Annotated in this window: 17 protein-coding genes; 13 read left to right on the top strand and 4 right to left on the bottom strand. The window is 53.6% G+C overall.

Features of this window, described 5'->3' with window-relative positions:
- Positions 1 to 4: 4 nt before the first annotated feature.
- The 9 genes from HHO50_RS03630 to uvrB all read left to right on the top strand — a co-directional run bounded on the left by HHO50_RS03630 (position 5) and on the right by uvrB (position 9,114).
- Positions 5 to 1,405: a lipopolysaccharide assembly protein LapB gene (locus HHO50_RS03630; protein ID WP_181304634.1), complete on the top strand. Its 1,401-nt coding sequence runs from the start codon at positions 5 to 7 to the stop codon at positions 1,403 to 1,405.
- 7 nt (positions 1,406 to 1,412) lie between these two features.
- Positions 1,413 to 2,195: a phosphosulfolactate synthase gene (locus HHO50_RS03625; protein WP_181304633.1), complete on the top strand. Its 783-nt coding sequence runs from the start codon at positions 1,413 to 1,415 to the stop codon at positions 2,193 to 2,195.
- 26 nt (positions 2,196 to 2,221) lie between these two features.
- Positions 2,222 to 2,866 carry a DedA family protein gene (locus tag HHO50_RS03620; RefSeq protein WP_181304632.1) on the top strand — a complete coding sequence of 215 codons (645 nt, stop codon included), beginning with the start codon at positions 2,222 to 2,224 and terminating at the stop codon, positions 2,864 to 2,866.
- A 32-nt stretch (positions 2,867 to 2,898) separates the two neighbouring features.
- Positions 2,899 to 3,636 carry a shikimate dehydrogenase gene (locus HHO50_RS03615; RefSeq protein ID WP_181304631.1) on the top strand — a complete coding sequence of 246 codons (738 nt, stop codon included), beginning with the start codon at positions 2,899 to 2,901 and terminating at the stop codon, positions 3,634 to 3,636.
- A 391-nt stretch (positions 3,637 to 4,027) separates the two neighbouring features.
- Complete coding sequence (locus HHO50_RS03610) at positions 4,028 to 4,603, top strand: RNA polymerase sigma factor (protein ID WP_255478577.1); 576 nt, start codon at positions 4,028 to 4,030, stop codon at positions 4,601 to 4,603.
- Positions 4,584 to 6,182 carry an outer membrane beta-barrel protein gene (locus tag HHO50_RS03605; RefSeq protein ID WP_181304630.1) on the top strand — a complete coding sequence of 533 codons (1,599 nt, stop codon included), beginning with the start codon at positions 4,584 to 4,586 and terminating at the stop codon, positions 6,180 to 6,182. Before HHO50_RS03610 ends, HHO50_RS03605 begins: the two co-directional genes overlap by 20 nt.
- 90 nt (positions 6,183 to 6,272) lie before the next feature.
- The gene (locus tag HHO50_RS03600; protein WP_181304629.1) at positions 6,273 to 6,467 is read left to right on the top strand and encodes a hypothetical protein; all 195 of its coding nucleotides are present in this window, start codon (positions 6,273 to 6,275) and stop codon (positions 6,465 to 6,467) included.
- Between the two features lie 65 nt (positions 6,468 to 6,532).
- On the top strand, positions 6,533 to 6,901 hold the full coding sequence (locus HHO50_RS03595; RefSeq protein WP_181304628.1) for a hypothetical protein: 369 nt from the start codon (positions 6,533 to 6,535) through the stop codon (positions 6,899 to 6,901).
- 176 nt (positions 6,902 to 7,077) lie between these two features.
- On the top strand, positions 7,078 to 9,114 hold the full coding sequence (gene uvrB / locus HHO50_RS03590) for an excinuclease ABC subunit UvrB (protein ID WP_181304627.1): 2,037 nt from the start codon (positions 7,078 to 7,080) through the stop codon (positions 9,112 to 9,114).
- A gap of 215 nt (positions 9,115 to 9,329) precedes the next feature.
- Here uvrB and HHO50_RS03585 read toward each other — a convergent pair whose 3' ends face one another.
- Genes HHO50_RS03585 through HHO50_RS03575 form a run of 3 tightly spaced genes read right to left on the bottom strand, consistent with a single transcriptional unit; the run spans position 9,330 to position 13,231 of the window.
- A complete protein-coding gene (locus HHO50_RS03585) occupies positions 9,330 to 11,585 on the bottom strand; it encodes a xanthine dehydrogenase family protein molybdopterin-binding subunit (RefSeq protein ID WP_181304626.1) in 2,256 nt (751 codons plus the stop codon).
- Between the two features lie 12 nt (positions 11,586 to 11,597).
- Positions 11,598 to 12,581 (bottom strand): xanthine dehydrogenase family protein subunit M, encoded by a 984-nt coding sequence (locus HHO50_RS03580; RefSeq protein WP_181304625.1) that lies wholly within the window; start codon positions 12,579 to 12,581, stop codon positions 11,598 to 11,600.
- Positions 12,578 to 13,231: a (2Fe-2S)-binding protein gene (locus HHO50_RS03575; RefSeq protein WP_181304624.1), complete on the bottom strand. Its 654-nt coding sequence runs from the start codon at positions 13,229 to 13,231 to the stop codon at positions 12,578 to 12,580. Before HHO50_RS03575 ends, HHO50_RS03580 begins: the two co-directional genes overlap by 4 nt.
- A 233-nt stretch (positions 13,232 to 13,464) precedes the next feature.
- On the opposite strand from HHO50_RS03575, the gene HHO50_RS03570 reads away from it, so the two are divergent.
- Positions 13,465 to 13,998: a GNAT family N-acetyltransferase gene (locus HHO50_RS03570; protein ID WP_181304623.1), complete on the top strand. Its 534-nt coding sequence runs from the start codon at positions 13,465 to 13,467 to the stop codon at positions 13,996 to 13,998.
- 313 nt (positions 13,999 to 14,311) lie between these two features.
- On the opposite strand, the gene HHO50_RS03565 is transcribed toward HHO50_RS03570, so the two are convergent.
- The gene (locus tag HHO50_RS03565) at positions 14,312 to 16,519 is read right to left on the bottom strand and encodes a radical SAM protein (protein ID WP_181304622.1); all 2,208 of its coding nucleotides are present in this window, start codon (positions 16,517 to 16,519) and stop codon (positions 14,312 to 14,314) included.
- A gap of 257 nt (positions 16,520 to 16,776) precedes the next feature.
- Here HHO50_RS03565 and HHO50_RS03560 point away from each other — a divergent pair, with 257 nt between their 5' ends.
- From HHO50_RS03560 to HHO50_RS03550, 3 genes are all read left to right on the top strand, one after another.
- Positions 16,777 to 17,829 carry a DUF748 domain-containing protein gene (locus HHO50_RS03560; protein WP_181304621.1) on the top strand — a complete coding sequence of 351 codons (1,053 nt, stop codon included), beginning with the start codon at positions 16,777 to 16,779 and terminating at the stop codon, positions 17,827 to 17,829.
- 386 nt (positions 17,830 to 18,215) lie between these two features.
- Positions 18,216 to 19,166 carry a manganese catalase family protein gene (locus HHO50_RS03555; protein WP_181304620.1) on the top strand — a complete coding sequence of 317 codons (951 nt, stop codon included), beginning with the start codon at positions 18,216 to 18,218 and terminating at the stop codon, positions 19,164 to 19,166.
- Positions 19,167 to 19,673: 507 nt separating this feature from the next.
- Entirely contained in the window at positions 19,674 to 22,325 is a 2,652-nt protein-coding gene (locus HHO50_RS03550; protein ID WP_181304619.1) for a cation-translocating P-type ATPase, read from the top strand.
- The last annotated feature ends 585 nt before the right edge of the window (positions 22,326 to 22,910 follow it).

The following is a 22,910-nucleotide window of genomic DNA, read 5'->3' as shown; positions in this document are numbered from 1 at the left end:
GTAGATGAACGATAATTTTGAAGATTTCTCCAGCGAAGACCTAGACCTTGTGCAAAGGTTTGAAAGCATGCTGGAGGCTAATACCACCGTATTTTTTGATCTCTCAGATTACGAGAGTATCATTGACTATTATGCCAATAGCTTTAACTACAGCCAAGCCCTGAAAGCCTGTGATGTAGGCATTACGCAATATCCTTTCTCTACCGAACTGTTGATTGACAAGGCGCAGGTATTGGCCATGCTGGGAGCCTTTGATGAGGCACTGCATTTAGTAGAGGAAGTAGCCCAGATGGAGCCAGACAATGAGGATATTCCCTTAACCAAAGGCATTATCTTTAACCAGAAAGGCGATTTCGCTTTAGCCATTGATTGTTTCAAGCAGGCCGTTGACCAGTCTGAGATAAAGGATGACATCTATTTCAACATAGGTCTCTCTTACCAGAGTTGGGGTAAGTTCAAGGCGGCCATGAAGTACTACAAGAAGAGCCTGCTCCTGAACATGGAGAACGAGTTAGCGCTTCAGGAACTGCTGTATTGCCTGGAAATCACCGGCGAGGGCGACGATGTCATTGCTTTCTTCCAACGGTTTGTAGACGAAGATCCCTATTCGGCCATGGCTTGGTTTAACCTCGGGCTAGCCCAAAGCAGGCTGGGTAACCACGAGAAGGCCGTGGGAGCGTATGAATATGCCACGCTTATTCAGCCAGACCTGGCCCCGGCGTATGTGAACCTGGCCAACAACTATGTGTATTTAGGCGAATTCACCAAAGCCATTGAGTCTTTTCAGGCCGCTTTGGAGCAAACAGAACCTAATGCAGACATCCTTTGCAACATAGGGGAGTGCTATGAAAAGCTCTCGCAGTGGGACTTGTCTCATAAGTACTACCAGAAAGCCATTGATCTTTCTCCCGAAATGGATGAGGCGTGGTTTGGGATTGGCGTGATCTTAGACCTGCAGGAAAAATGGATGGAAGCCGTTCATTTTTACCGCAAAGCCATCTCGTTTTACGCCGATAACTCAGAATACTGGTTGGCTCTGGCCGCCGCCGAATACCAGATGGGAAACATTATCTCCAGCGTAGAGGCGTATGAGCAGGCCAGCGTGCTAGCCCCAGAGAACAAAGATATCTGGCTGAACTGGTCTATTATTCTGTACGAGCAAGGCAATTTTGAAGGAGCTATCGACCTTCTTCTGAATGCGTTAGAGCTACAGCCAGACGAAGCAGAGCTCCAATACCGGCTCTGCGCGTACAGCCTGGCGGCAGGAAAGTATAAACAGGCATACAATTATTTAGAAAATGCCTTAATTTTGGACTTCGATAAGCATAGGCTTCTCTTTGATTTCTTTCCTGAACTGGAATCGCAGCGGGCACTGGCCCGGCTCATTGACCAGTATCGCAAATAACCATTTCATGAACTACGAACTTTCCCACCTTCCCCAACGCACCTCTAAACCTAGAGAGAGCGGTTTCACCATGGCCATGGACAAAGGCCTGAGCTTAAGAGAAACAGAAAATTTTGTGGAGGTAGCCGGAGAGTACGTAGACATTGTCAAGTTGGGCTGGGCTACCTCTTTCGTGACCCCGCACCTAGACAAGAAAATCGATATTTACCGGGCCGCCGGTATTCCGGTGTACCTGGGTGGTACCTTGTTTGAGGCCTTTATCGTGCGTGGTCAGTTTGACGACTACCGCCGCTTACTGGATAAGTACCAACTCACCTACGCCGAGATTTCTGACGGGTCTATTGAAATGGATCATGACCTGAAGTGCCAGTACATCCGCACCCTGGCCGAGCAAGTGACCGTACTTTCTGAAGTAGGATCCAAGGACGATCAGAAAATCATTCCGCCCTACAAGTGGATTAGCCTGATGCAGGCCGAATTGGATGCTGGAGCCTGGAAAGTGATTGGCGAATCCAGAGAAGCCGGAAACGTGGGGCTGTTCCGGTCTACCGGGGAAGTGAGAAGCGGCCTGGTAGAGGAAATCCTGACCAAGATCCCGTTTGAGCGAATCATCTGGGAGGCTCCCCAAAAATCACAGCAGGTTTTCTTCATTAAATTACTAGGGGCCAATGTGAACCTGGGGAACATCTCGCCTAATGAGATTGTGCCGCTGGAAACCATCCGTCTGGGCCTGAGAGGGGATACCTTCACCCACTTCCTTGACAAAGATTTATTAGGCAAACTGATCTAACCTCCCTTAGCTACACGTTACACTTCATGGAGTTACTCCGCCAGTTCATCGACTTATTCTTGCACCTGGACCAGCACCTCAGCCAGATCATCTCTGACTACGGTACCTGGACTTACGTCATCCTCTTCCTTATCATTTTTGTGGAAACGGGGGTGGTAGTCATGCCTTTTCTGCCCGGAGATTCCCTTTTGTTCGCCGCCGGTGCCTTTGCCGCTACCGGAGTGCTGAATGTCTGGGTCTTGCTGGTCTTACTTTTCATAGCCGCTTTTCTGGGCGACACCCTCAACTACCTCATCGGCGATTACTTCGGCCCCAAGGTGTTTAAACGGGATTACCGGTTCCTGAAGAAGGAGTACCTGCTTAAAACCCAGGGCTTCTATGAGAAACACGGCGGCAAAACCATCATCTTTGCCCGGTTCATTCCCATCATCCGTACGTTTGCCCCGTTTGTGGCGGGCGTAGGAACCATGAAGTACAGTAAATTTCTGTCTTACAACATCATAGGCGGTCTTCTGTGGGTGGTTGGCTTTGTGGTGGCGGGCTTTGTCTTCGGGAACATTCCGGCCGTGAAGAGCAACTTCTCCTTGGTGATTTTCGGCATTATCCTGATTTCCATCATTCCGCCTATCATTGAGATTGTAAAGCAAAAGATGGCCCCTAAAGGGCAATAAACGAAGTAACATAGCCAACCCAAGCTGCCTATATGGAAAATGTGTACGGACTAGTTGGTTATAAACTAAGCCACTCTTTCTCTCAGAAATACTTCACAGAGAAATTTTTGTCAGACGGCATCAAGGACAGTGTGTACCATCTTTTTGAGTTGGACAGTATTTCTGAACTACCCGCGCTGCTACAGGCGCATCCTAACCTGAAAGGGTTAAACGTTACTATTCCGTACAAAGAAGTAGTCATTCCTTTTCTGGATGAGCTGGAACCGGTGACCGCTAAAATTGGGGCGGTAAACGTGATTAAGTTTGAGAATGGCCGTCTTGTGGGCCATAACTCAGATTACCAGGGGTTCATGCAGTCGCTCCAGAACTTCTATCCCTGTTACTCCCAGTCGCAGGCGTTGGTGCTGGGAACGGGCGGAGCGGCGAAGGCAGTGATGGCGGCGCTGGAGTACCTGAACATTGGCTTCAAGGTAGTTTCCAGAGAGAAAAAGCCGGGTTTTCTGACCTATCAGGAGCTCACGCCCAACTTCATGTCCTCGGTCTCCCTTATCATCAATGCCACGCCGGTAGGCACTTTCCCCAAGCAAGACGAAGCCCCGCCAATCCCTTATGAGCGGCTTTCATCGCACCATTACCTCTATGATTTGGTGTACAACCCCGCCGAAACCCTTTTCATGAAGCGCGGGAAAGAAATGGGGGCCAAGACCATCAACGGCTATGAAATGCTCTGCCTTCAGGCCGAAGTAGCCTGGCAGATCTGGCACAGCTAATCGCGTTTTAGGCGTGTTTTCTGAAATTCAGCCTTAAATCAAAAGGCTACTCCTCTATTTATTCCCGTATTTACTCCCGCTTCCCCGGCCTATTGCCAGACAGGACGGAAGAAAAGCGTCTCAGCCTGCCCTTTATATACGTTGGCTTGTCAGGGGACAAGCCAAGGAAAGGACTTTCCAAGTACGAAACAAGTTCTCTGTTTTGCCCCTGTTTTTCAAATTTCAGCCCTAAAACAGGGCTCCTCCTTTCTAGTATCCAGATGATTTTCCAGGTATCTTTCTTCTGCGCCTAAGTTGGTGAAAAGAATTTTATCATCTTAGGGGAAGGCGATGCAACCTTTGTGGCACGGCAAGGCTCTTACCGGTAGAAAATAATACAAGTGGCCCATTGTTGAAGATTCTGAAACCTAAAAATCCCACTGAGGCAGACCTGGTCAAAAGGGCTGTTGACGGGAAGCGGGACGCCCAGCAACTGCTGTACCAACAGTACGCAGGCAAGATGCTGGCCGTGAGTAAACGCTATGCCCGTACGGATTTTGAGGCCGAGGATATTCTGCAGGACTCTTTCGTGAAGGTGTTCCTGTACCTGAAGAACTTCAAAGGAGACTGTCCGCTGGAGTTCTGGGTGAAACGCATTGTCATCAATACGGCCCTGAAGTACCAACGCACCAACCGGCACCTCATGGTCACCGGCCAGGACGAAGAGTTAGACGATGTCTCTGAGCAGGATAACCTGGACAGCCAGTTTGCCTATGAGGAACTGCTGGAGCTGGTTCGAGGGCTACCGCCCCGCTACCAGGCCGTTTTCAACTTGTATGCCATTGAGGGCTTCTCCCACAAAGAAATAGGCGAGATGCTGGAAATAACCGAGAGTACCTCCAAATCACAATATTCCCGCGCCCGCGCCAGCTTACGGCAGGCGTTGCTGCGGCTAAAACAGCAGAACCATGAAAAAGTCACCGGCTGAGAAAAAGCAAGGCCAGTCTGTGGAAGATGTCTTCCGGAATGGCTTTGCTGAGGCTGAGAGCACCCCGTCTCCCCGTGTCTGGGAGAACGTAAACCTGGAACTGGAAAACCATGAACTGCACCGTTACCGCAGACAAGTGAAATGGTACCGTTCTATGGCGGCGGCTTTCCTGTTCCTGTTGGTTTCTGCGGGGATCATTCTGTGGCGGCAGGATTCTGCTTTGGTGGGGCCGCCGGAAACCGGATTCGCTACGCGGCAAGAGACCACCAGCAGAACTGCGCCCGGCGGTTTGGCGGCCAAAGAACCTGCGGCAGCGTCTTCTGTGGAAAAAGAGCCGTTCAAAGAGAAAGCACCTGACCCGCTCGCTGCCGTTTCAAGGGTGTTTTCAGAAAACCAGCCTGAAAACAGAAACCAGAAAATTACTTCTTCAAGGGCCAGAAACCAGCACTTGGCGCAGAATGAAGAAACTCCGGAGGCACGCATCGCGCAGCAAAACCCCATGGCCGGGGCTTCCCATACAGAATCCACCGCTGCGCTTGCCAAGTTGGAAGAAAAGAAAGTGACGGGCGGAGAGGCAGTAGAAAGTCAATCTGTTTTTCCAGGGAACATAGAGGCGAAACCTTTTCCCGGGTCCTTGGCCAATAGCTTGGCTGCCTCCCAAAGTTTGCCCTCGCTGCTAGATTCTCTTCCGCCGGCACCTAAAAGAAGTATTCTGGTGCAGAAAGAGGCCGAACCAGCCCTGGCACCGGCACCGCCAACTGAGAAAGGCCATGAAAGCGAAACCGCTCACGGGAGCAAGTGGAGTGTGACCATGGCCTATAGCCCGCAGTACGCGTACGCGCCGGTTAAAATAGGGAACAATGCTGCCATGAACGAAAGAGCCTCCCTGAGCCAGGCACCACAAGCGTATCGGCAGTATCAGGAAGCGGTAGAGGAATACAACAGCAGTTACGCGCCTGCTTACTCCTATTCTGCCACGGTGGGTGCCAGTTATAAAATCAACGATAAATGGCAACTGGAAAGCGGGGTCATGTACACGCAGAACGAAGCGACTACCACGCAATCTTATCTGTTTTATGATGGCTACATGGCAGGAGGGGCACCAGTGAACTTTGCATATAGCAAGAGTACCCCCTTGGTAGCCAACGCCTTTGTGGCCGAAGCTGCGGGGCAGGCTATCTCTGTGGTTAGGACAAACGAATACAGCACCAAGTATAAGTACCAGAAGATAGGCCTTCCGCTGCGCTTGGCGTACCGTCTAGATCTGAGAAAGGTGTACGCTCTTTTCTCCGGCGGAGTGAACATGAATTTTCTGGTGCAGAACGCCATTGTGCCCGAGACAAACCAGGTGCAGGCCGTGAAGTTCGGGCTCAATGACAAAGACTCTCCCTTCAGAACGTTGCAGTGGGCCACCACTACCTCTATTGGGGTTGGTTATCACGTGACCAGCAAGATGAGCATTCTAGTCGCCCCTGAGTTCACGTACTCACTCTCGCCCCTACTGCGGGAAGAACAGCACCAGGAGAATACCTATCAACTTGGCGTGAGTATAGGCGGCAGATGGCGCCTGACTAAATAAATAGCTTATTTTTTACAAATGAGAATAGGGGTAAGCCTGCGTGGAGCGGTCTCTCTATTCGGCATCCTCTTACCCTGTTCGTTTACCATTATGAACAAAACGTGCTCTCTCCCCAAAGTAGTAAGAACATGGGCGTTGCTGTTGTCTATTCCGTTGTACGTTGGCACTTCGGCCTTATGGCTCAAAGAAGAAATTAAGGAAGTAGTCAGCGAAAAGGAAGAAAACATGATGGCCGCCATGAAAGAGCAGTTGCGCAACGCACTGGCGAACAATAAGATGAGGTGAATTTTTTGTATTCCCCTTGCTTGTTTTTTCCTGGTAAATAGTAACTTCATTATTCCAAACACTAAGTGATAGGATTCATGCAAAGCGGAAGGCTCGTTTCTCTAGGGCTTGCTGGTGTACTCGCTTTTACCAGTTGTGAAGACGAGGAAGTAGTAAGTGCTTGTCTGGAGGCCGTAGTGTTAGACCAAGGCTGTGGCACCGTGTTGGCTGTGTTGGACACCGCCGCCGCCAACATTGTAAATGCGAAACCCAGCAATGACACCGTGTACGTGAACACGTTTAACCTGCACCCGGTCTACCAGGTGCCCGGCAAGAAGCTCTACATTACCATGCAGTCTGTGCCTGAGAATGAAGCCCCAGACTGCCCCGGCTTTATTCCCGTCATTTATCCGCATATAAAAGTGCTCTCGGTAAGTGAGTCGCCTTGCCAGTAATCAGAAGATTGTACAGCATCCTATGAAATCCGGAAACGCCGCTTTGCTACAAGCGGCGTTTTTTGCTTTGTTTTAGTAAAGTAGCCGTAAAACACCAGTATATTTAGCCGCTTGCTAAACTCTCTTGCGCCGCTTGGTGTTATAATACGTTACCTTTGATCGTATTTATTTCCGCTATGGATTTTCAATTAACCTCAGAATTCCAACCTACCGGCGACCAGCCCAAAGCCATCCAGGAACTGGTACGCGGCATAAGAACCGGGGAACACGCCCAGGTGTTGCTGGGGGCCACCGGTACCGGTAAGACCTTCACCGTGGCCAACGTGATACAGGAGGTGAAAAAGCCTACGCTGGTGCTGTGCCACAATAAAACCCTGGCCGCGCAGCTTTATGGCGAGTTCAAGCAGTTCTTCCCCAACAACGCGGTGGAGTACTTTATCTCGTACTATGACTACTATCAGCCGGAGGCCTACATTGCTTCTTCTGACGTGTTCATTGAGAAAGACTTGGCCATTAACGAGGAAATTGAGAAGCTCCGGCTGCACTGTACCTCAGCACTGCTCTCGGGCCGACGTGATGTGATTGTGGTGGCCTCGGTGAGTTGTATTTACGGTATCGGGAATCCCGAGGAGTTCGGGAAGAACGTGATTCCGCTGGCCCCGGGCATGAAAGTGAGCCGCAATAACCTGCTCTACCAGTTCGTATCCATTCTCTACAGCCGCACCGAGGTGGAGTTCACACGTGGAACGTTCCGGGTGAAGGGCGATACCGTGGACATTTATCCGGCGTACGCCGATTTCGCTTACCGCATCTACTTCTGGGGCGATGAGATTGAATCCATCCAGCGCATCGACCCGGAGTCCGGTAGAAAAATTGCCGACGAGGAAGGCATTTCGCTGTTCCCGGCCAACCTCTTCGTGACGGGCAAAGACACTTTGAACCAAGCCATTAACGAGATTCAGTTTGACATGGTGGCCCAGCACGAGTATTTCCTGAAAGAAGGCCGCGACAACGAAGCCAAACGCATTAAGGAGCGCACCGAGTTTGACCTGGAGATGATCCGGGAACTGGGCTACTGCTCCGGTATTGAGAACTACTCCCGTTACTTTGACCGCCGTGAGCCCGGCGCCCGCCCCTTCTGTCTGCTGGACTATTTCCCCGATGATTTCCTGATGGTCATTGACGAGAGCCACGCTACTCTTCCGCAGGTGCGCGCCATGTGGGGCGGTGACCGCTCGCGTAAAACCGCGCTGGTGGAATATGGTTTCCGGTTACCTGCGGCCATGGACAACCGCCCGCTTACGTTCAACGAATTTGAGGGCGTGATGCACCAGGTATTGTTCGTGAGCGCCACGCCCGGCGACTATGAGATTCAGAAATCTGAAGGTGTGATCGTAGAGCAAATCATTCGGCCCACCGGCTTGCTAGACCCAGAGATTGAGGTAAGGCCCAGCCAGAACCAGATTGATGATTTGCTGGACGAGGTGGACAACCGCATCAAATCCGGCGACCGTATTCTGGTGACCACGCTCACCAAACGCATGGCCGAGGAACTCACCAAGTACATGGAGCGCCTCAACATCAAGGTCAAATACATCCACTCTGAGGTGAAAACCCTTGACCGGGTAGAGATTCTGCGGGAACTGCGCCTGGGAATTATTGACGTGCTCATTGGCGTAAACTTGCTTCGCGAGGGGCTTGACTTACCCGAGGTGAGCTTGGTAGCCATTCTGGATGCCGACAAAGAAGGCTTCCTGCGCGACCAGCGTTCCCTCATCCAGACCATCGGCCGCGCCGCCCGGAACGAGAAAGGGAAGGTCATCATGTACGCCGATAGAATGACCGGTTCCATGCAGCGCGCCATTGACGAGACCAACCGCCGCCGCGCCACGCAAGTGGAATATAACCTGGAGCACGGCATCACGCCTAAAACCATCTTCAAGTCCAAGGAAGCCATCATGGAGCAAACCTCCGTGGCCGACTCTAACCGCCCGAAAGAACCGAAAGCCTACGCCGGCCCAGACGAGAGCCTCATGTCCGTCGCCGCCGACCCCGTGGTGCAGTACATGAAGAAGGACGAACTGGAGAAAGTCATCAAGAAAACCGAGAAGCAGATGGAAGCCGCCGCCAAAGAACTGGACTTCCTGCAAGCCGCCAAGTTCAGAGATGAGCTGGCCGAGCTGCGCAAGTTGCTCAAGAGCAAGAAGGATTAACGCAAGCGCCTGTTTTAAAGTCAAAATTTGGAAATCGGCTCAGAAACGGTATCGGCAGCTCCTACGAGTGTCTCCGCCAACAGCTACAAAAAGACCTCACAGGTTTTCAAAACCTGTGAGGTCTAGTCCCCCATTTTCAGCCTCTTTCTCTGGAAACAGCCCATAAACGGAAAAGCCGCTCTGCACAGTAGAACGGCTTTTCTGTTTTCTAGGATTTACACCATCATCAGCTTATCCGGCGTAATCGGTAATTCCCGTATCCGTTTACCAGTGGCGTTGAAGATGGCGTTGGCAATGGCCGGGGCTACGCCGATGATCGCGATTTCCCCGATGCCTTTAGTGCCGTTCGGGTTATTGATCAAATCGGGTTTGTTCACGAACGCAGCCGAAATATTTGGCGCATCGGCGTGAACTGGCACGTGGTATTCGGCGAAGTCTTTGGTCACGTACCGCCCGAACCGGTGGTCTATCACGCCTCCTTCCGTAAGAGCCATACCTAGACCACCTACCGCGCCGCCAATCATCTGGTTACCGGCGGTCTTGGCGTTGATGATGGTGCCGGCATCGGCGCACGCCACCATGTTGGTCACGCGAACCTGACCCGTTAACGGATGCACCTGCACCTCGGCAAAATGCACTGAGAAAGAGTACATGGAGTATTTAGACCGGAGACTGGCGTCAGGAGAGGATTCTTCCGTTACTTCCAGTTCGGGTAAATTCTGCTGTTTCAGGACATCAGCGAAAGAAAGTCTAGCCGAAGGAGAGGCAGTTACGGAAACATATCCGTCTTTGAACGTCAGGTTCTCCACGGTGGCACCCTTAAAGCTGGTGTCTGCATTACCCGCTACCATGCCAGCTATCCGTTGCTTCAATGTCTGGCACACGGCATGCACCGCCGAACCCACCGTAGCCACCGTAGCGGAACCACCTTGGCTGGGCGAAGGCGGATACAAAGAGCTACCCAGCTCAAATACTATTTTTTCCGGTGGTAAGCCCAGGTTCTGCGCCGCAATCTGCACCATGGCCGTCCCGGTTCCGGGGCCAATATCTGTAGTGGCGCTTTGCATCACCAGTGTACCATCTTTGTGCAGAGTGGCTTTTACCTTGGCGCGGCCGCGGTTCGCCCCGAAGGTTCCCACGCCCATGCCGTAGCCCACCAGCCACTCGCCGTTCTTTACCTGTCCGGGTTTCAACTGGCGTTTGCTCCAGCCAATCTGTTCGGCGCCCATTTGCATGGCTTCCTTCAGATACTTGGTAGACCAGGGCAGGTTTTTCTCGGGGTCTTTGTCGGTGTGGTTAATTAAGCGGAACTCCAGCGGGTCTATTCCTAGTACGTAGGCCATTTCGTCCATCGCACTTTCCAGGGCAAAAGCACCCGTTGCCTCGCCGGGGCCGCGCATCCAGATGGGCGTACTTACGTCTAAGGGCAGAATGCGGTAACGGGTGGTCACGTTAGGGCTGGTGTACATCATGCGCGTCTGCTGCAAGGTAGACTCGGTGAACTCCTCGTAGGTGGACGTCTGCCCAATGGCCTCGTGCGTGATGGCAGTAATCTTTCCGTCTTTGGTGGCGCTCATGCCCACTTTCTGCCAGGCGTGCGGCCGGTAGCCCACCATGGTAAACATCTGCTCGCGCGTCAGCATCAACTTCACGGGACGGTTCACTTTCTTGGCGGCAATAATGGCGGCAGTCTCGTGGGGCCAGGTGTGCAGCCCGTTCCCAAAGGCGCCGCCCACAAACGTGGCAATCACCTTCACGTTCTCCACCGGAATTTTCCAATCCTTGGCAAAAGCGTTCTGGGTTCCGATTACCGCCTGCGTTTTGTCATAAACCGTGAGTTTGTCAGCGGCTTCCCAGTGCGCGATGATGGACTGCAACTCCATGGGGTTGTGGAACTCCGTAGGGATCACGTATTCGCTTTCAATCTTAAGCGCCTCGTTTTTGTACGCGTCTTCTTTGCCCCTAGTGTAGTCATTCAGTCCGTGCTTGGGATTGCGTTTGGCGGCCGTGGGAAGGAAAGCCTTGGGCACATTCTTATCAAAGTCGGTGGCGTGCTCGTCTACGTTGTACTGCACCTTCACCAAACGAGCCGCGTACACGGCTCGCTCCAGGGTATCGGCCACTACTATGGCAATGGGCTGGTCGTTGAAGTGAATCTGGTTATCAATGAACACCTGGAGGGGCTTGCCCGCCGGTTTCGGCTCGGTGGGGTGCGCCTCTTGGGCATAGCCGGGCACCTTGGGTGAGTTCTGGTAATGTAGCACCGCCAACACACCCGGGGCGTTCTCGGCTCTTTTGGTATCAATGCTTTTGATGCTGCCTTTGGCGATGGTGCTGCCCACCAATATGCCGTGCGCCATGTTGGGTAACTCGTACTCGGCAGAGTATTTGGCGGCACCCGTCACTTTCTGGCGGCTATCTACCCGATCCATCGGCTTACCAACGGTATCTTGGAAGAAATAATCTTTCATAAGGAAGGAGGGTTAAACGGCGCCTGCCGCGTTTTTCAAGGCCTGCACAATGGTGTTAGGGCCCATCTGTAATTTAAATTTATTGTGCTCAAAAGCTTTCGCGCCGCGCATGGCAATCTCGGCGGCCTGCCGAAATGTTGCTTCATTGGCAGTTTTACCAGCCAAGAACTGCTCTGCTTCGTTCAAACGCCACGGTTTGTGCGCCACGCCACCCATGGCTAATCTAGCCGATTTAATGGTACTGCCGTCCATATCCAGCGCCGCGGCCACCGAAACCAGGGCAAAGGCATAAGAAGTCCGGTCGCGTACTTTGAGGTAATGGACGTGTTTGGTGTAAGGATTCTCCGGAATCTCTACCGCCATAATCAACTCGCCTTGCTGCAGGTTCGTGTGGATTTGCGGCGTATCGCCGGGCAGCCTATGGAACTCCGCAAACGGGATTTTCCTGTCGCCTTTAGGGCCGGAAACCAGCACTACGGCATCCAGCGCCACCAAGGCTACGTTCATGTCGCTGGGGTTCACGGCAATGCACTTTTCGCTGTGCCCGAAGATGGCGTGCATGCGGTTGAAGCCTTGCAGCGCTCCGCAGCCGGTGCCGGGTTCACGTTTGTTGCAGGGCATGGCGGTGTCATAGAAATAAGGGCATCGCACACGCTGCATGATGTTTCCGCCCACCGTGGCCATGTTCCGCAGTTGCGCACTGGCCCCCGCGTTCAACGCCTGGGACAGCAGCGGATGTTTCTCCATGACCAACTTGTCCTCCGCCACGGCTCCGTTCAACGCCAAAGCGCCAATCCGGACATTGCCGTTTTCTCGTTCTATTTTCCGGAGCGGAAGCTTGTTAATATCCACCAGCTTCTCGGGCGTCATCACGCCGCGCTTCATGAGGTCTACCAAGTTGGTGCCTCCGGCGATGAACATGGCCGTTTGGTCTTTGGCTACCGTGTCAATGGCGGCCTTGGGTTTGCTGGGCTTTACGTATTGGAAGGGAATCATACGCGCTGTCCTCCGTTTTTAACTTCTTTGATGGCGTTCACAATGTTGGGGTAGGCGCCGCACCGGCAAATGTTGCCGCTCATGTATTCTCGGATTTCGTCTTCAGAATCGGCGTGGCCTTCTCTGATGCACGCCACCGCACTCATAATCTGGCCCGGGGTGCAGTACCCACACTGGAACCCATCGTGCTTGATGAAGGCTTCCTGCATGGGGTGCAGTTTTTCGCCGTCGGCGAGGCCTTCAATGGTGGTCACTTCTTTGCCGTCTGCCATGGCTGCCAAGGTGAGGCAGGACAGCACGCGCTGCCCGTCTACGTGTACCGTGCAAGCGCCGCACTGGCCGTAGTCGCAGCCTTTCTTGGTACCGGTGAGGTGCAGTTGTTCGCGCAGCAAATCCAGCAGCGTGGTACGCGGCTCCACGGAAAGCTTCTGCTTTTTGCCGTTGATGCCCAGGGTGACCTTCACCTGCTCGAACACCGCCGCCACTTTCTCCTCATATTTCAGCTCGGCGGCTTTGAGGGCCGCGCTGGGAGCCAACGCCAACGCCGTTAACAGCGAGGACTGCTTTAGAAAGGTGCGCCGCGCATCTGAATGCGAGGAGCCGCTCTTCTCTTCCGGAAGGTCTGGGTTGGGGAATTTACTTTGACACATATAAAAGGTCGTTGGATTTCTGATTCACCTACTAGTATACGCACATACCCAATTAGAAAGTATCTAAATAAGGGGGGAGCCTCGGGTTTCATCGTGCAAAGGAAGTTTTGCTTTTTTGGGTTTTAAGGGCTGATTTTAGAAAAACAAGGATAAAACGTTTTGCTTTGGAGGTTTAGTTGAGGCCAGAACCAGGGCTGAGGTTCTTCTTCGTATCTTTGCTTCAAAAACGCTGCATGCCCGCTTTCGCCACTGATACATTCACCTTCCGCCGGGGAACTCCCGCTGATGCTGCATTACTCGCCGATTTAGGCTGGCGCACCTTTGACGAGACGTTCGCCGCCTATAATACCCCCGAGGACATGGCCGCTTTCAAGCCCACCATGTACACCCCAGCCCTGCAAGCCGCCGAGTTAGCCGACCGCCACACGGAGTTCCTCATTGTGGAAGCAGCAGGGGAAGCGGTGGCTTACGTGAAATGGAACACCAGCCCGGCTCCCGCCGAAATTACCGGTCAAAAGCCTTTCCAGATTAGCCGTTTGTATTTGCTCCAAGCTTGTACAGGCCGCGGGTTAGGAGATACGTTGATGAAAATGAGCCTGGAACGCGCGAAGCAAAACGGCCATGACGTGGTGTGGCTTACCGTGTGGGAAAGCAACGAACGCGCCATTCGGTTCTACCAGAAGTACGGCTTTAGAGAAGCGGGTGAGTTGACCTTTGTCTTAGGCGAAGACGTGCAGCGCGATTTGTACCTGCAGCGGGAGGTTTAAGCCTGTTTTAGGCCTGTTTTCCAGAAAATGGGCTGGAAACGGCATTGGCGCAGACACTGGTAGGAGCTACGCACACTACGAGGTCTTTTGAGTAACAGACAATGGTAAATCTAAACTGATAATAGACTTAACTTCATCTAGGGTAGGTTCTGTCTCTTATTCAAATAAAAACCTCACAGGTTTCCAAAACCTGTGAGGTTTAATGCAGCAATACCGCTTACTCAAAAGACCTCGTAGTGCCTGCAAGACCGGCGAGTGTCTCTGCCAACGGTCGCTTTTAACCTGCTTTCTGCGAAACAGCCCATAAACGCTTTTACACCACCAACAACCCCCGCTCCCGCAGATCCAGCCACGTATCGGTAATCAGGAATTCCTGGAAGGTGAACATTTGGCTTTCGGGGTAATCAGCGGCCATGTCTTTGAGCAGGAACTTGGTGCCGTAATCCTCTGAAAGGCGGGTGAGCCAGGTGTGCAGCCATTGGCCTACCTCCGGGGAGGTTCTGATTTCGTATTCCTCCGTTTTCTCGGTGAAAGTGAGAACGGCGTTGTGGAACGTGCGGCCTTTCTTGGTTTTGGTCACCACTTCTACCTCCGGCGCATTGCCCAGCCACAAAACGCGCAGGTTCTGTTTCTCAGAATCGGGTTTCCCGAGGGCTTCTACCGCTTGCGCGATCAGGTTTTTGGGCAGCGAAACGCGCGGCACCTTGAAGTCAAACCAAAACGAAAGCGGCTCTTCCAGCCCGATGCCGTGCATGTAGTTGTACAGCGCCTTCGCCAAACCAGCCCCGAAAAGTTCATGGTCAGCGCCTTGCGGGTCGTCGTGCCACAAATCATTATCGGCAAAAAGGCCGGGTGCGGGGCCTGTTTTCACCACGCCGTATTTCTCCGGGTTCTTGCCCACCGGGCTGTGCGCCGTCATGGAGAAGCGGTGCCAGTACCCAGACTGGATCACGTTCTGGGCAAACAACTGCCGTACCACTTCCAGGGAGTCCATGGTTTCCTGCGCCGTCTGCGTTGGGAAGCCGTACATGAGGTACGCGTGCACCATGACCCCGGCGGCGGTGAAATCTCTGGTCACTCTTGCCACCTGGGCAATGCTCACGCCTTTCTCCATCTTCGCCAGCAGGCGGTCAGACGCCACTTCCAACCCGCCGGACACGGCAATGCAACCGCTGGCCGCCAGCAGACGGCATAAATCAGCGGAGAAGGTTTTCTCAAAGCGGATGTTGCCCCACCAGGTAATCTTCACGCCCCGGCGCAGCAGTTCAATGGCCAAATCACGCAAAGCCAGCGGTGGTGCGGCTTCATCCACGAAGTGGAACCCGGTCTGGCCGGTCTGTGCGATAATCTGTTCAATGCGGTCTACCAGCAGGGTGGCGGGCGCGGTCTCGTAGCGGGAAATGTAATCTAAGGTGATGTCACAGAAGGAGCAGCGTTTCCAGTAGCAACCGTGCGCCACGGTGAGCTTGTTCCAGCGGCCGTCAGACCAGAGGCGGTGCATGGGATTGAGCACTTCCACCACGCTCAGGTACTCATGGATTTTTAAATCTGAATAGTCGGGCGTGCCCACTTCGATGTGCGGAATATTAGCATCGGCAGCGCCGTTGAGGAATTGCACTTCGCCGTTCAGCAGCAGGAAGGTGCGTTGCAGTTGCGCTACTTCGCGCTGGCCTTGGAAGTATTCCAGGAGGCGCAACCACGGGCCTTCACCGTCATCTAAGGTGATAAAATCAATGTAGTTGAAAATGCGGGGTTCGCGCAGAGTCCTCAACTCAGTATTAGGGTAGCCGCCGCCCATCAATGTTTTCACGTGCGGGTACTTCTGCTTAATGAACTGCGCCAGCCGCAAGGCCCCGTACAGGTTGCCGGGGAAAGGCACGGTGAAACCCACCACCTCGGGCTGTGCTTCCTGCAGGCGCTGGTTTAAAATACCCAGCAATATCTGGTCTACCAGATTGGGCTTGGTTTGCAGTTCCTCTTCTAGCGGGTCAAAAGACGTGGCACTCATGGCCAGTTTATCTGCGTAGCGGCTAAAGCCGAAGTGCGGGCACACGGTTTCCTTGATCAGATCGGCTAAATCCTCTAAATATAAAGTAGCCAAGTGACGTGCTTTGTCAGAAATGCCCATGGTACCGAAGGCTTCCTCCAAATCTGCCAGCTGTAGAAACCGGCTGGCTTCCGGCAGAAAAGAACCCAGGGCAATGGGGTGCGCCAAGGTGCTGTCGCGGCCCTGCAGGAACTTGATGACCGGCTCAATGGTGTCCAGGTACGATTTGCGCAGGCGCAGCATCCGTTGGCTGTTCTCCGATAATTCATAGGTGCCGTCCAGAATAGCCTGAAACACCTGAGTTAACCCTTTTCTTGAAAATAAACGCAAAACCAGTTCCAGCCCGAAATCGGCCTGCGTGACGTCAAAACCTCGGCCGCATAGAAAACCTTTGAGGTAGGCCGTGGCCGGATAAGGCGTATTCAACTGCGTGAGCGGCGGGGTAATGAGCAGGATTTTGGGCGCGGTGTTCAAAGGATTCGGTTTTGGGCAAAGGTACTAAATGGAGTTCTGAGTCTTGAGTCCAGAGTTCTGAGTTTGCGTTTTGGGCGGGTTTTTAAAAAAACAGGCCCAAAACGCAGCTCTAAATGGTAAGGAAGAAACAGCCTTTGCCGGTGATGAGTTCAGTAGGGAGAAGGACGGCCGATAGGCTATTCTAACTGTGGCAGTAGCCTTGCGTATTAAGATGGCAGGAAAAGAAAAATGACTGTTCCAAATTTATATGGGTTGTTATGGCTATCACACTCACAAAACCATTGAAGATAGGGCTCACGGTAGTGGCACTGCTGCTGGCCTTCCGGATTGCGCTCCCGTACATTGTGAAGAATTACGTCAACAAGACGCTGGATGAGTTGCCGGGCTATACCGGGCACGTGGAAGACATTGATATCGCCCTCATCAGGGGGGCGTACCAGATTGACGGGTTGATCTTGCGGGAAGAGAAAGGAAATCCCAAATACCCGTTCCTGAGCATCCCCGAAACCGATTTGTCTATTGAATGGAAAGCGTTGTTCAAGGGCAAACTGGTAGGCGAGGTAGTCATGGCCAGCCCCGTGCTGAACATGGTGGCCGGCGCTTCCTCGGGTTCACAGGAAGACCCTACCATGGATCACTGGACGGACGTGGTGAAAGACCTGATGCCCATCACCATCAACCGCTTTGCCGTGCATAACGGAAAGCTGGCCTTCATGGATTTCAGCGCCTCGCCCGACGTGAAGCTGGACATTCACGCCATGGAACTGGTGGCCTTGAACTTAGCCAACGTGGAGAAAGTGGCCAAGAAACTGCCATCCTCGGTGACGGTGACCGGTAAGTCCATTGGCGGCGGAACGCTGAAGGGCAAGATGCAGGTGAACGCCCTCAAGGAAATCCCCGATTTCGACTCAGATTTCCAACTGACGGGCGTAGACCTCACCAGCCTGAACAGTTTCATCAAAGCCTACGCCAAGTTTGACGTGGAACGCGGTAAGCTGGACATGTACGCCGAACTGAAGTCCACGGACGGTAAACTGGACGGCTACATCAAACCTTTCTTCGAGGAAGTGAAAGTGCTGAACTGGAAGAAAGACAAGAAGGAAGGCGGGGTGCTGAGTGCTGTGAAAGAAGCCGTGATCGGGATCTTCGCAGAAGCCGCCGAAAACCAGAAGCGTGACCAGATAGCCACCCATGTTCCCATCAAAGGTGATCTCAGCAACCCGCAAACCAACGGCTGGAAGACGTTTATCAATGTGCTGAAGCACGCCTTTATCAATGCCTTTAGTAAAGGAATAGAAAACAGTCTGTAATAAGTGCTGAGTCTTGGGTTCTGAGTCCTGAGTGGGGAATGGTTTGGGCCTGTTTTCTGTGAAATGGCTCCGAAAGGCATTTCAGACTAGGAGGAATACTGGAAGACTTTAGGATAAGAATAGGAACTTTCGTAGAAGGGGAGAAAAGCTCGCGCATTGCTTAGGTTAAGAATGCATTTGTAAGCTGCTACTGCAGAAAGGGATAGGTTTATTTTGCGTGTGTAACCGCTTTGCCGCGTGTGTATAGCAGGGCAAAACGAAAGGATCTGACTTGAACATACCTCAGTAGAAACCGTTTCAGAATAGAGAAAAGTACTGTGTTTTGCCTTGTTCTTTATGTGGAAGATACGTAGCAAAGCATGGTCTAACCTCCTAAACCTAGAAACATGTTTCATCACTCAAAAGACCTTCAGTTTAATGCCCGGGTGTCTAAACCAGACCCTCGCTTTGCCACGTTGCTGCTAGAGCAGTTTGGCGGCGAGAACGGTGAATTAGCCGCGGCCATGCAATATTTCAGCCAGGCCTTTGCCGCCAAGCAGCCCTTCCCAGACAAGTATGACCTGCTCATGGACATCGCCACCGAGGAGTTCAGTCACCTGGAGATTGTGGGTGCCACCATCCAGATGCTTTTGAAAGGCGTGAACGGTGAGTTAAAAGATGCCGCTGACCAATCTGAAATCATGGGCGTGCTGGACGGAAAGGCCGCCAAAGAAAACATCATCCACCAAGCCATGTCTAACCCGCAGTTCGGAGTGTTGAGCGGTGGTGGCCCAAGGTTAACCAACAGCCAGGGCGTGCCGTGGTGTGCCTCTTATATTCACTCCAATGGTGATTTAACGGTTGATCTACGCTCCAACATCGCGTCTGAGTCGCGGGCGAAACTGGTGTACGAGTACCTGATGCAGTTCACCGACGACCCTTACGTGAAAGACACGCTGTCATTCCTGATGACCCGCGAGGTAGCCCACTTTGAGATGTTCCAGGCGGCCCTGGCCACCATTGAGCCCAACTACCCCCCGGGAGTGCTGCAGGCCGACCCGCGTTTCACGAACCAGTACTTCAACCTGTCGCAAGGCGAAAGCGCCCGCGGCCCTTGGAACGAAGGCAACATGCCCATCACCGGCAAAAGCTGGGATTACATCGCTGAGCCCCTTGCCCACGTGAAAGAAACCCAAGGTCTGCAAGACCGCGAGAAAGGCATTGAGAAGGAAATGAAGCTCACTGAGAAAATGAACAAAGAGCTCAGCAAAATCAAAAGCGCCGAAATCACCAGCGCCGAGCCCAAGGGAGTAGCCCAGTGGAGCAACTACGACGGCAACGGCCAGGAGAAAAGCTAGTCTACCCTCTCCAGACCCAGTAGAACACAGAAGCGGCTGCCAGGTGCAAAAACCTGGCAGCCGCTTCTGTGTTCACGTAAAGGCGAAAGAGGGAGAAACCGGGTTTTTGCCGTAGATTTAGGAACTGCCGATACGCAGAAAGCCTCACCCCCTCTCCCGGCGAGAGGGAGGCCCCGCTGATGCGTTTCCAGGCTGTTTTACGGAAAACAGCCTGGAAACAGCCCGGGTGCATCTCCTGCGAGTGTCTGCGCCCCAGGCTGTCTCTGCCTGCGGTTTTCCTGGTGGGGCTAACCGCGGCCTGAGTCGCGTTTTACGGCTGTTTTCAGGAAAACAGGTGCAAAACAGAGAAAGGGAAGCACGCGCATCGCACCTCAAAAGAATTTTATGGGCGTTTTTCAGAAACAAGCCCAAAATCTTCGTAGAAGCAGTAACGTTCAAAAAAGAGAAGCCAAGAAGGGAGACTTCAGTTGAAGTGCTTTCTGGAATCATTAGCCAAGCCGTTGTTCCATGGAATTTTACCAGCGTTCTGCAGACCAAATTTTAGAAGAATTCAATACAACTGCCAAAGGCTTGACCAGCGCCGAGGCGCAGCAGCGGCGGGAGACCTACGGCTACAATGAACTGTCTGAGGCGGCCAAAGTCCCCGTCTGGAAGCTGTTTCTGGAGACCTTCAAAGACCCCATGGTCATTGTGCTGCTCATTGCGGCGGCGGTGCAGTTGGTCTTGGGTGAGGTCATTGAGGCGGTCATCATCTTCGCGGTGCTTGTCCTGAACGCCGTGGTAGGCGTGGTGCAGACCAAAAAGGCCGAGGGTGCCTTAGACGCGCTCCGGCAAATGTCGGCGCCGTCTGCCAAGGTGCTGCGCGACGGCGTCACGCACACCATGGCCGCGCGCGAGCTGGTGCCCGGCGACGTGGTGGTGCTGGAGGCGGGCGACTTCGTCTCGGCCGACGGCCGCCTGCTGCAAAGCAAATCGCTGCGCATAGAAGAAGGCATGCTCACCGGAGAGTCGGTGCCGGTGGAAAAACACATTGACACCATTGACGGGGAAGTGGCCCTGGGCGACCGCAAGAACATGGTGTTCAGCGGCGCGCTGGTGGTGTACGGCCGCGGGAAATTCGTGGTCACCGGCACCGCCGAGAAAACCGAGATAGGGAAAATAGCCGATTTACTGGCCTCGGCCGAAGCCAAACAGACCCCGCTCCAGCGCAAACTCGCCGATTTCAGCAAGAAACTGGGCTGGTTCATTCTGGCGCTGTGCGTTGTCATTTTCGGGGTGGAGGCTTTCCGCGTCTGGGTAGGCACTGACACTGGCGACATGACCGGTGCGCTGCTCAAAGCTTTCATGTTTGCCGTGGCTGTGGCCGTGGCCGCCATCCCAGAGGCGCTTTCTTCCATCGTGACCATTGTGCTGGCCATGGGCACCAACAAGATGGCCCGCCGCCACGCCATCATCCGCAAACTGCCCGCCGTAGAGACCCTGGGCTCCACCAGTGTCATCTGCACCGACAAAACTGGCACGCTCACCCAGAACAAGATGACCGTGGTGGATTTCTACGTGCCCGGCGAAAACACCGAGGAATTCACCGAAGACCCGGCCCAATGGTCTGTCTCTGAGCGGCGGCTCCTGCAGGTGGCCGTGCTCTGCAACGATGCCCAGATAAACGAAGACGGCTCCCAACTGGGCGACCCCACCGAGGTGGCCCTCATCGCGTACAGCAACCAGAAAAAGCAGCCGTACCAAGAACTGCGCAAACAGTACAAACGCGAGGCCGAACTGCCCTTTGACTCAGAGCGCAAGCTCATGTCTACCGTGCACACCATTGACGGGCAACGGCTGCTGCTCACCAAAGGCGGGCCAGATGTGGTGTTCTCCCGCTGCACCCGCGTGCTGGTGGAAGGCGAGGAGAAACCCCTCACGGCAGAACTGTTAAACGACATCCAGAACCAGAACGAGGATTTCTCTGACCGGGCCCTGCGCGTGCTGGCCTTCGCCTACAAGCCGCTTCCCGCCGCCGGCGGAGTTTCCTTTGCCGACGAGAACGATCTGGTGCTGGTGGGCCTGAACGCCATGATTGACCCGCCCCGCGAGGAAGTGTACGGCTCCATCGCCGAAGCCAAGAAAGCGGGCATCCGGACGGTCATGATCACCGGCGACCACAAAACCACCGCCCAGGCCATTGGCCGCGACATAGGGCTCATGGATGAGAACGATATCGCCTTAACCGGCCAGGAACTGGACGCCTTGTCAGAAGAGGAGTTGGACCGGAAGTTGGAGGACATTGCCGTGTACGCTCGCGTCTCGCCGGAGAATAAGATCAGGATTGTGCGCGCCTGGCAGCGCAAAGGCAAGATTACCGCCATGACCGGCGACGGCGTGAACGACGCCCCGGCCCTTAAGCAAGCCGACATCGGCGTAGCCATGGGCAGCGGCACCGATGTGGCCAAAGACGCCTCGGCCATGATTCTGACCGATGATAACTTTGTCTCCATCGTGAGCGCGGTGGCCGTGGGCCGTACCGTGTTTGACAACATCAAGAAAGCCATCGCCTACTTGTTTGCCGGAAACTTGGGAGCCATCATCGCCATTCTGTTTGCCCTGGCGCTGGATTGGGTGAACCCGTTCACGCCCATCCAGCTGCTGTTCATCAACCTGCTCAATGACTCGCTGCCCGCCATTGCGCTGGGCATGGAAAAAGCCGAGCCCAACGTGATGCAACGCAAACCCCGCGACATTAACGAAGGAATCTTCGCGGGCGGCACCCTGCGGAGCGTCATCATGCGCGGGATTCTGATTGGCGTGGCGGTGATTATCTCGCAGTACATCGGGTTGCAGCACTCTGAGGGAATGAGCATCGCGATGGCGTTCACCACCTTGATTCTGGCCCGTACGCTGCAGACCTTCGCGGCCCGTTCTAACACCCAAACGTCCATTGGCGCCGGTTTCTTTCAAAACAAATACGTGATAGGAGCGGTCATGCTGTGCTTCGGCTTGTATGGGCTTACCGTGTTGCCGGGTATTAGGGGAATCTTCACCATTCCCGCAGACTTCGGCTGGGATCAGTGGAAGATAGCCGCCGGGTTGGCCTTCGGAGCCGTGATCTTGATGGAACTCTGGAAGTTGATGCCCTGGGCCTCGGGGAAGAAGGGAACGAACTGATGCCAATTGACCTTGATCTGGGGCAAACCTCTATTTCCGTCAGCGGCGTTTTAGGGCTGTTTTGGGTAAAATAGCTCTAAAACCACTTGCTGTTTTACGGGTTAGCACAAGCATATGATCTCCCTCGTTCGCCTCTCAGACGCGTGTGGGCTACTCCGGCGTCTGGCCACTTTGGGTATTTGATTCCTTTTTGCCTCTGCCTGGAAGTGGCTTCTTTGGTGAGATTGGTGCATGCTTTATGCGTTCCCTGGCTTGTCTGCTTAGAGCTTGGATATTAGTTTGTGCATGCCTTATGCTGTTCCCTTGGCTTTTCAGTTCATTGCGTGGGTGTAGGTGCTGTATTGTTTCATCTTTGGCGGTATGCGCTCACGGCCGCGGGGCCCCGTCTTCCCCTCTCGCACTTCCCTTTCGGCCTGAGAAGGTATTCGCTCTTAGCTGATGCCTGTCCAGGGCCGAAAGCGAGGCGCGCTCGGGGAAGACTGGAAACGGGGAAAGTAAAGGTAGCGGTGATGAGAACCCGTAGAGACCAGGCATGCCTGGTCTCTACGGGTTTTTTTTCTCCTTTATAGGCGTATTACCCTCCTC

The organism is Rufibacter sp. XAAS-G3-1, from assembly GCF_013623775.1.
Taxonomy (GTDB): Bacteria; Bacteroidota; Bacteroidia; order Cytophagales; family Hymenobacteraceae; genus Nibribacter.
The sequence above is the reverse complement of the archived record's forward strand: the minus strand, read 5'-3'. Positions and strand labels throughout refer to the sequence as shown.